General features: G+C 45.5%; 12 protein-coding genes and 1 pseudogene. 4 read left to right on the top strand and 9 right to left on the bottom strand.

The genetic code is table 11. The features are described from left to right. Positions 1-86: 86 nt before the first annotated feature. The 3 genes from O9295_RS06720 to O9295_RS06710 form a co-directional block, all read right to left on the bottom strand. The gene (locus tag O9295_RS06720) at positions 87-476 is read right to left on the bottom strand and encodes an alcohol dehydrogenase catalytic domain-containing protein (protein WP_288032441.1); all 390 of its coding nucleotides are present in this window, start codon (positions 474-476) and stop codon (positions 87-89) included. A gap of 234 nt (positions 477-710) precedes the next feature. After that, on the bottom strand, positions 711-1,877 hold the full coding sequence (locus O9295_RS06715) for a fatty acid desaturase (RefSeq protein WP_288032440.1): 1,167 nt from the start codon (positions 1,875-1,877) through the stop codon (positions 711-713). Between the two features lie 59 nt (positions 1,878-1,936). Continuing rightward, complete coding sequence (locus O9295_RS06710; RefSeq protein WP_288032439.1) at positions 1,937-2,884, bottom strand: class I SAM-dependent methyltransferase; 948 nt, start codon at positions 2,882-2,884, stop codon at positions 1,937-1,939. A gap of 115 nt (positions 2,885-2,999) precedes the next feature. Here O9295_RS06710 and O9295_RS06705 point away from each other — a divergent pair, with 115 nt between their 5' ends. Together O9295_RS06705 and O9295_RS06700 are read left to right on the top strand one after the other, a co-directional pair. Beyond that, positions 3,000-4,028, top strand: a complete 1,029-nt coding sequence (locus tag O9295_RS06705) for a hypothetical protein (RefSeq protein ID WP_288032437.1) — start codon at positions 3,000-3,002, stop codon at positions 4,026-4,028. Positions 4,029-4,097: 69 nt separating this feature from the next. Next, positions 4,098-5,039: a DUF1822 family protein gene (locus O9295_RS06700; protein ID WP_288032436.1), complete on the top strand. Its 942-nt coding sequence runs from the start codon at positions 4,098-4,100 to the stop codon at positions 5,037-5,039. A gap of 39 nt (positions 5,040-5,078) precedes the next feature. Here O9295_RS06700 and O9295_RS06695 read toward each other — a convergent pair whose 3' ends face one another. The 5 genes from O9295_RS06695 to O9295_RS06675 form a co-directional block, all read right to left on the bottom strand. Continuing rightward, positions 5,079-5,291, bottom strand: coding sequence for a type II toxin-antitoxin system HicA family toxin (locus tag O9295_RS06695; RefSeq protein ID WP_004268323.1), 213 nt, complete (start codon positions 5,289-5,291; stop codon positions 5,079-5,081). Between the two features lie 2 nt (positions 5,292-5,293). Beyond that, entirely contained in the window at positions 5,294-5,488 is a 195-nt protein-coding gene (locus O9295_RS06690; protein WP_002784633.1) for a type II toxin-antitoxin system HicB family antitoxin, read from the bottom strand. Positions 5,489-5,798: 310 nt separating this feature from the next. Then, positions 5,799-6,065, bottom strand: a complete 267-nt coding sequence (locus O9295_RS06685) for a hypothetical protein (RefSeq protein WP_046661765.1) — start codon at positions 6,063-6,065, stop codon at positions 5,799-5,801. A gap of 323 nt (positions 6,066-6,388) precedes the next feature. Next, positions 6,389-6,571 (bottom strand): hypothetical protein, encoded by a 183-nt coding sequence (locus tag O9295_RS06680; protein WP_288032435.1) that lies wholly within the window; start codon positions 6,569-6,571, stop codon positions 6,389-6,391. Beyond that, positions 6,568-6,798 (bottom strand): addiction module protein, encoded by a 231-nt coding sequence (locus tag O9295_RS06675; RefSeq protein ID WP_002753232.1) that lies wholly within the window; start codon positions 6,796-6,798, stop codon positions 6,568-6,570. Before O9295_RS06675 ends, O9295_RS06680 begins: the two co-directional genes overlap by 4 nt. Positions 6,799-7,192: 394 nt before the next feature. Here O9295_RS06675 and O9295_RS06670 point away from each other — a divergent pair, with 394 nt between their 5' ends. Both O9295_RS06670 and O9295_RS06665 read left to right on the top strand, forming a co-directional pair. Next, on the top strand, positions 7,193-7,432 hold the full coding sequence (locus tag O9295_RS06670) for an antitoxin (RefSeq protein WP_287727700.1): 240 nt from the start codon (positions 7,193-7,195) through the stop codon (positions 7,430-7,432). A gap of 9 nt (positions 7,433-7,441) precedes the next feature. After that, a complete protein-coding gene (locus O9295_RS06665; RefSeq protein ID WP_110580495.1) occupies positions 7,442-7,870 on the top strand; it encodes a type II toxin-antitoxin system VapC family toxin in 429 nt (142 codons plus the stop codon). A 46-nt stretch (positions 7,871-7,916) separates the two neighbouring features. Here the strand turns inward: O9295_RS06665 and O9295_RS06660 are convergent. Then, positions 7,917-8,040 (bottom strand): annotated as a pseudogene (locus tag O9295_RS06660) (IS630-like element ISMae25 family transposase); the annotation flags it as partial.

Here is an 8,040-nt window from a genome sequence, read left to right as displayed (position 1 = left end):
TGAAATGGGGCGAAAGTCTGTGGACTCTGTGTAAGACAGTACATGGTTTTTTAACTGTGGTATGCGACGGTGGTGGAAGCAGAAACTTAAATCGTGAGGTTTAGGAATCGCCGCACTTTTAGGGCGGCGAGGATGTCAACGGAGATAGACTCTGGTAACGACACCAGTCCATCGGCGGATAGGGTGATATATTCCCCATAAGCTCCCTGTTCCATATATGGAAATCCTACCCGTTGCCCGATATGGAAGGCTTTGACCCCAGATCCCATGGCCACAATCTCGCCAACTCCCTCCTTTCCTGGAATCAAAGGCAGAGGCGTAGAATAGACCCCAGAGCGTTCGTAGATATCGACAAAATTAACTCCAGCATACTTCACCTTGACCAAGACTTGATCAGGCGCTACCGTCGGCGTTGGCAGGATTTGCAATTGAAGCTGGTCGGGGGGTCCGTATTTTTCAACTACTATACACAACATGATGTCAACTCCTTGGGGAATTATGAATTATGAATGATGAATTATGAATTGGGAATTGGGAATTGGGAATGATGAATTGGGGATAGGCAACGGGCAAAAGTAAATAACAAGTAAGCTGTTGTGGATTGAAATTCCATATTGTCAAAATTGGAAAAACAAGCGAAAACCCTTACTCTTGCCTGTTGCCTGTTGCCCGTTTCCTTGCCTCAATTACTAATACAAATGTTCTATGGCTTACTCTTGCACTGACATTAGGCTCAAACTTGTAAACGATAGATCGATCGCCCGCCATAGCCCATATACTTCTTGATAAGGTACTGGCCAGCCCGGATGATGCGCGTCCACATCCCGTTGTCGGGCGATCGCCGCATTGAGCCACTGATCGACACCGGGGTGACGGTGATGGTAGTCATGGCAACTGGTATCCCCCACTAGAATCAGCAAGCGAATCGGAACATAGATCATCCCTAACCTCAACCACCAAACGCACCATTGCCAGAATTTAGAGCCAAAGGGTTGATCCGCCCTGGGTAGAGGATCTCCCAAAAATATCCCCACCGTTGCCCGGGCATAATAACGCTTGCCCTTTTTCAAATCTGCTTCGGGCGCGGGGTGAAGGTGTTCTGAACATTGGCGGATTAAGGTACTCATCTGATGCAACAGGATCACAGGGAACAGCCAAGCCACCCCGTAGGCGAGCCACCATTGACCGAACCCGACCAAACCTAACTGGGCCAAGACCACTAACCCACTGCGTAGTTGATGGGCGCGATCGCTCGAAAATAGGCTTGAGCGTACTCGATCAATCCAGAAGCGGCCATGAAAGAGAGGGGAAAACAAACCAATGATCATCCGTCGCCATAGCGCTTCTCGACTCAAACCAGGATGGATTCCCGCCCGAAGACGAAGCGCTTCCACTGTCTCATCATCATCAAGCAAGGGATCTTGATGATGTTTACGATGGCGGATTCGATATTGATCGAAGCTGAGAATCAACATTAAGGCGGAAATCCACCGTCCAAGGTATTGATCGAAGAATCGATCGCCTGTGAAATTAGAGTGGGCGCAATGGTGAACGATGACCACTTGCAGTTGTCGAGAGGCGGAAACGGTGAGACTCCAACCGACAATCAACCATAGATAACCCCACCCTTGAAGGACTAAAGCCCAACAACTGAGGGAAATCCCCAGCAACAGTAAACCGCAAACCTTGGCTAAATAGCGGCGCGGTCTGGGTTGAGGTAGAGTCTCATCGGTAGCGGAGACACCGACAACCCAGGTTAAAAATGGCTGAAGAACTTTGGGTAAAGCCTCCATTTCTTTCCTTACTCCCGACCGATTCGGCGAAGGCAAAGAATCGCGCACAGTTGGCGCTTGATTAAAAGTCAGATTGTCAGTCATAAATATTTCTGGGGTCAGGGGGTGAGGAAGCCCCCTGGAGAAGTCAGGGGGCGAATCAACTATTTAGTCCCGTGGCAGACTAAAGCATTGCGGATCAGTCGAGCTTCATAGCCAGAGAGATTTTCAGTCAAATTCACGCTAAAATACTGTTCGAGCAGGTGAAAAGTGAAATCAAGTTCATTCTCTAAACCGCTCAGTCCGTACATCTTGATAACGTAGTTGCAAAGCAAGCGCTTGGCCGCAAGTTTCGAGGTGGCCCAGACCACAAAAGGGTCGGCAATGTGTTCAATGGCAATATCAGAAAGCCCCGCATCTTGAGCGAGATTAAGCATCTCCTGACGGGTAAAATGCGGATAATCGTGGCGCGTCTTGCCGTATTCATTGACTACCTCGCCAAAAAAGCGAGCCATCGGGCCATCTTCCTCAAAATCATGCAAAACCCAACGCCCACCAGACTTGAGAATCCGCGCCCCTTCTTTCGCTGCTTGACTGCGAAATTCTTGCGGAATATGATGTGTGCCATAAGCGAACATTGTGGCATCGACTGACTGATCCTTAAGCCAAAATAGGTCTTGAGCGAATTGGCAAACCGCAAACATCCCCTTTTGGCGCGACTGCTGCACCATGAAAGGAGAGCTATCGGAATTGACAAACAAAGGTGCGGAAGATAGATGCCTTTTCGACGTTTCTTCGATATAGCCATCGCCAGCGAGAAGATCAGCGATAATATAGTCACCGTCAAATTCCAGGGAACCTTGGGGGTGAGCCAGCCTCAATAAATCAAGGGTTCCTTCAGAGCGAACATCTGGAAACAGCCGAATACTGTCCAGATAATCTTCGCCGCGTCCTTCGGTGCTAAATTCATTCTGGGCGGTCAATGCCTGAGACGAAGATCCGAAACGATTATACAGGGCTTGGGGATTGATAACCCGATCGAATAATGATTTTTGCTCAGTTCCGATCGAGGAAAAATCCGGCTTCGAGGGTGCTACAATTGTTGCTGCCATCAGTCAACTCCTTGTTAAGTTATTGCGGCTTTTCATCCGCTCACTTAACTAATGAGAGCCACTAGACTTTTTTTTGCAGTTGTGGAAAAAATAATTTTAAGGAAAAGACAATGCCGTGAACGACGAGCTTATTCCCCTAGTCAAGGTGGCAACCTACTGGCGGCTACGACTCCGTAATGTTGTGCCGGAAACCGGCAAACCCCTTGAAGAAAATGACTCTAACTTTCTCCCCTCAGGGAGTGAGCAGTGGTTGCAAGCGGAAAAGTGCTTTTATGGACGTATAGATAAAATCATTCAATTTCTCAACTCCCCAAGGGCGCTAACCAGCCCACCGCTAGAGATTCTCCTCCCCTTATGCGCTCTTGTGCGGATTGTCCTCGATAACCGTCACCCCAGTACCAATGAGTGCGTCATACCCGAATCTCCTTACTATCGGGCGAAGGATAACCCAACTTGGCAGCAACTCGATCGCCTCTGGCATATCCTTAAGGATGACATTGGCAGGAAGTTAGACCCTAAAATCAAAAACTGGATCTCCGCTCCCTGGATTAAAGGGAAGATTAGCGACCAATATCAACAGGAACTTGAGCAAGAGGACATTAATCAAGCGAAATTCCAGGTGTGGCGCTATCTTGGCCTGAGCTTAAAAGGCCAACCAACCCCCAGAGGTAAGGATTCTGTCTTTAATCCCCATTACCGACAACAGAGTGGACAGTGTACCGTTAAAGGGTGGCTAGGAACACGCCTCTATCACGCCTTGGAGGGGGTAGCTATCAGAAAAGCCCAAGAGCAACGCTTGACGGCGAATCCCCGAATTAACCCCGATGATGCAGAGCAAACCATTGATCCTTTAGATAACATTGGGTCTAGGCCGTCTCAAGCGTGGTGGGAGAATATCAGAGAAGCAGTGGAGGGTCCCTGTGCTAGAGAACTCCAACAGATTCAGCCCCGAAGCAAAGCATTAAGCCACATTAACGCCCAACTGTTGATCTTAAACCTCTTACCCCCAGAATCCGTCCCTTGGGAGGAAATGGCAAAACAGTGGGGGTGCGACGACACCACAATTCGCCGGTTCTATAATGACAAGTGTTGTCCTTGGCTCCAAAAACATTTTTCCGCAGAAGATCTTCTCTCGGAAGACTGAAGTTAACCCAGAAAACGGTTTCTCGAAGAAACCCCTTTTCTAATGTCCCCCGTTCCCTCCTAGAAAATTATGTCTATCTCTACCTCAACCTCAGATGTCAATGAACCTCTCAACCCCCTAGAGGACTGGTTTGACGATGACGAACTAGAAAACGATCCTGAGTTTCAGGCGTGGTTAGCGATCGCAGACACAACGGAGGAGGAGGACAGCACTGGACAAGCATCTTCTTCTGTTTGGGTTCCCTGGGACGCAGCGGCTCAACAGCAAGCCAATAAACTGGCCCTGGCTCACCCTAATCCCAGCTTTGGGGAATTGATTCGTCAGAACACCTTAGCGGCGGCGGTGCTGACATATTATCTGGAAGAGCATGGGATAGAGGTGGAGCCTGCGGCGGCTGACCACGCTCAAGCGGTGCTACAACTACTCAATCCAACAGCAGATGTGGTACTACCCAAGCTAGGTAAACTGGAAGCTATATTGATTCCTCAAGACTCTGGTGAAGAACTGTTAGATTTAAGCCAAGCTAGGGTCAATATTGACCTAAATCCAGCAACATTGGCCTATATTTTAGTCGAGTTAGGGGAAGGAGGAGCTTGGTTAACTGGGGTTCTGTTGAGTTCGGACCTGCGTCAGGATTTCCCAGAAGGCGGTGCGGTGTCCTTGGCGATGAGGAAACCTATATCGGCGCTGTGGGAGGCTTACCGTCGGTGGGAAAACTGTCAGCAAATCATGGCGCAGTATATCGATAAACAAGGCTGGTCGGCGGAACAGCGAGCGGAGGTAATCACAGTGTTAAACTGGGTCTGGGACTATCGGCAGGACTATGAGCGTCCGACGCTATTAAAGGAGTTTTTAGAAGAGAAGGCCAGCGAGAATCATGAGAATTTTAAACCCTTAGTCTCGCGTCCGGAAGGGGTAAGGGAAGCAACGCCTGAGCCGTCTTCAGAGGGTGCGGTGGACTGGCTAGAGGTGGCGATGGATTTGCTTGATGAATTGGGAAAATTTGTTTAAAAAATAATCATGAAAAGTATTAAAATAATTGTCGAAAAGCTATAAAAGCTTTTTAAATTCTTCAATGGTCAATCCAGCATCGTTAACAATTCCAGCCATAGTATAAGCATTAACCGGATTGGCTCTAGGAATGACAATAATACGCTTCCCATTCGCCATCGTAATATGTTTACCTTGTCTAATGACTTGAAAACCTGCTTTTTCTAAGGCCTGAATTGCTCTTAAATGATTTATTCCTGGAAGTTTTGGCATAATTATCCAACTTCTACATAAAGAGATTCGTCATCTTTATTTAGTTCTTCGACTGTCTCTAAGTAGAGTTGAATGGCATCCTTGATATTTTCTAAAGCTTCCTCTTTAGTTTCCCCTTGTGACCAGCACCCCGGTAAACTTGGACACCATATCGCATATCCTTCCTCGCTCTCTTGTAACCTTACTTTATAGCGCATACTTACCTTTTAATTTTGACTATTATCATTTGTAATTATATCCCACTTTTCGCCATCTGGGAAACCTGCGCCCAAATGTAACATATAGTCATTTCAAATAAGGTTGTAGGGGCGAAGCATTCGGGCAATAACCTATCGCTGAAACCGTAGATTTCTTATCCGAATGCTTCGCCCCTGCGGGAGTGCTTACTGACAATAATAGTGAGATAGGTGAGTCTTGTCTCATTCTTAGTTGAAATAACTATATCTTGGGAACTATAATAGGCGAATAAAATACTGCTATCTGTAATAATTTTGGGGGGATAATTTGTCATGAATGATCTTGCTGATGGTGGTTTTGGATATATTCTGCCACTACTTTTTTGCGGTTTTCTCGCAATGACAAATCAGGTGGAGCATTTTCTAAAAGATGCTGAGGATGACCTCCCCGGCGTTGTAATAAAGTTTTACGCGGTTTTAAGCTTTGCCAATGTTCGTAAATGAGTTTTTTCAGAAGTTCTTCTGAGCTAATATTCTCTTCGGAAATGATGTCTGCTAGATAGTTCTCGGTTTCTCGATCTAGATTAATCGATAACATTGTTACTTCATGGGATAAATCAACATCTTTGATTATAGCTTAAAATCCATGATCGCACTCACCCCCCATCCCCAATTGAGTTTGCTATAGAAAAATTCGGGGTACGGGCGAAGCATTCGGATAGGAAATCTAGGGTTTCAGTAATAGGTTATTGTCCGAATGCTTCGCCCCTACTCAATCATCTAACAATCCGTCGTAACGCACCACATCTATCATTAATTTATTTGGTGCGTTACGCTATCGAAGGGCGCACCCTACTAATACTGCTTTTTCTAAGGACTTAATTGCTATTAAATGATTTATTCCTGGAAGTTTTGGCATGATTATCCAACTTCTACATAAAGAGATTCGGCAACAACATAATGAGTAGGAGATGCTCTAATTCGATAAACCGTATCCTCGATAGCATTGATAAATGCCTGTGCAACCTCAACCCGTTGCTCTGTATAGTATTGAACTGCTTCAGCATATTCAGTGAGAGCTTCAGGGTGAAATACATACCTCATGGCTCAATCAGTCGTCTAACTTGAGCCAGAGCTTCTTCCCCCGAAATTGGCTGCACAGAGCCATCCCGAACCTCGCCTCTTCGTCTTTTTGCTTCAGTCACCCAAACTGCCTGAATTGTTGAATCGGTGTCGAATTCTAAGCTTTCTACCAACTTGTCTGCAAGCAGCGCCCTTGATACACTAGGTAAGGACAATATCTCTTCTGTCAGTTGCTCAATTGATCCCATAGCCCGTCGCAGAATAATAAACTCTAAGTATTATCATCCTACAGGAAAATCGACTATGTTAGTTCTTTTTTGATAAATCTTTAATTAATCTGCTATGGGCAGTGCGTTACGCTATCGAAGATCGCACCCCACTATAATTAGACTAGAATTGAGTTTGCTAGAGAAAAATTCAGGGTACGGGCGAAGCATTCGGATAGGAAATCTAGGGTTTCAGCAATAGGTTATTGTCCGAATGCTTCGCCCCTACTCAATCATCTAACAATCCGTCGTAACGCACCACACCTATCATTAATTTATTTGGTGCGTTACGCTATCGAAGGGCGCACCCTACTACTACTGTTCCCTGTTCCCTGTTATAAAATAGTAAGGTGATCATTAAAAAAGAGGTCAACAGATGCAAAACTTACGTCAGGTTTCTTTACTAACAAGTGGACAAGAGCAAGTCTTAAATATTCCTCCTGAACTTGCCTTATCAAGCACAGAGGTTTTGTTACGCAAAGAAGGTCATCGCTTAATCATTGAGCCGATTTCTTCTGGTTCTCTACTTTCTTTGCTGACTACTTTGCCAGACATTACAGACAATTTTCCTGATATAGATGAAGGGTTGCTTTCCCTTGATGACATCACATTTTAGTACCACCCAATGACCTATCAATATCTTCTTGATACTAACATTCTGTCAAATTTGATCAAGTATCCTCAAGGTCAGGTTTTCCGGCATATTGTAGATGTGGGCGAAGAAAGCGTTTGTACGAGCATCATTGTGGCGTGTGAATTAAGATTTGGCGTGGTTAAAAGTGGTTCCTACCGTCTGGTACAGCAACTAGAACGCATCCTTGAGTTCTTGACAGTTTTGCCATTAGAATCAACTGTAGATAAGCACTATGCCCTAATTCGTAAACATTTGGAGCAAGCAGGAACCCCAATCGGTCCAAATGATTTACTGATTGCTGCTCATTCTCTAGCGCTTGATTTGACTCTTGTTACCGCAAATATTCGTGAATTTGAGCGTGTTCCTGGTTTAAAGTTAGAGAATTGGTTGATTGATGATGAGAAAATCAGTCAAATTTGATCAGATTAAAAAATGTAGAATGGTAAAATGTAGTGGACTGTTTCAGCTAATTTGGTGCAATAGATTCTCCCGATTCCTCCTCCTCAAACACAGGATAAAGATGTTTCAGCTTGACCCTAGCATCGCTGGTCGTAAACGTCCATATTACTGTAGATGCAGTCTGATTACGT

Source organism: Microcystis sp. LE18-22.4A, assembly GCF_027531105.1.
Classification (GTDB): Bacteria; Cyanobacteriota; Cyanobacteriia; order Cyanobacteriales; family Microcystaceae; genus Microcystis; species Microcystis aeruginosa.
The sequence above is the reverse complement of the archived record's forward strand: the minus strand, read 5'-3'. Positions and strand labels throughout refer to the sequence as shown.

What these genes read in the sequence shown, in the direction of transcription:
- O9295_RS06720 (WP_288032441.1), bottom strand. Translation starts at nt 476, where the DNA reads ATGTTGTGTATAGTAGTTGAAAAATACGGACCCCCCGACCAGCTTCAA.
- O9295_RS06715 (WP_288032440.1), bottom strand. Translation starts at nt 1,877, where the DNA reads ATGACTGACAATCTGACTTTTAATCAAGCGCCAACTGTGCGCGATTCT.
- O9295_RS06710 (WP_288032439.1), bottom strand. Translation starts at nt 2,884, where the DNA reads ATGGCAGCAACAATTGTAGCACCCTCGAAGCCGGATTTTTCCTCGATC.
- O9295_RS06700 (WP_288032436.1), top strand. Translation starts at nt 4,098, where the DNA reads ATGTCTATCTCTACCTCAACCTCAGATGTCAATGAACCTCTCAACCCC.
- O9295_RS06695 (WP_004268323.1), bottom strand. Translation starts at nt 5,291, where the DNA reads ATGCCAAAACTTCCAGGAATAAATCATTTAAGAGCAATTCAGGCCTTA.
- O9295_RS06690 (WP_002784633.1), bottom strand. Translation starts at nt 5,488, where the DNA reads ATGCGCTATAAAGTAAGGTTACAAGAGAGCGAGGAAGGATATGCGATA.
- O9295_RS06685 (WP_046661765.1), bottom strand. Translation starts at nt 6,065, where the DNA reads ATGTTATCGATTAATCTAGATCGAGAAACCGAGAACTATCTAGCAGAC.
- O9295_RS06680 (WP_288032435.1), bottom strand. Translation starts at nt 6,571, where the DNA reads ATGAGGTATGTATTTCACCCTGAAGCTCTCACTGAATATGCTGAAGCA.
- O9295_RS06675 (WP_002753232.1), bottom strand. Translation starts at nt 6,798, where the DNA reads ATGGGATCAATTGAGCAACTGACAGAAGAGATATTGTCCTTACCTAGT.
- O9295_RS06670 (WP_287727700.1), top strand. Translation starts at nt 7,193, where the DNA reads ATGCAAAACTTACGTCAGGTTTCTTTACTAACAAGTGGACAAGAGCAA.
- O9295_RS06665 (WP_110580495.1), top strand. Translation starts at nt 7,442, where the DNA reads ATGACCTATCAATATCTTCTTGATACTAACATTCTGTCAAATTTGATC.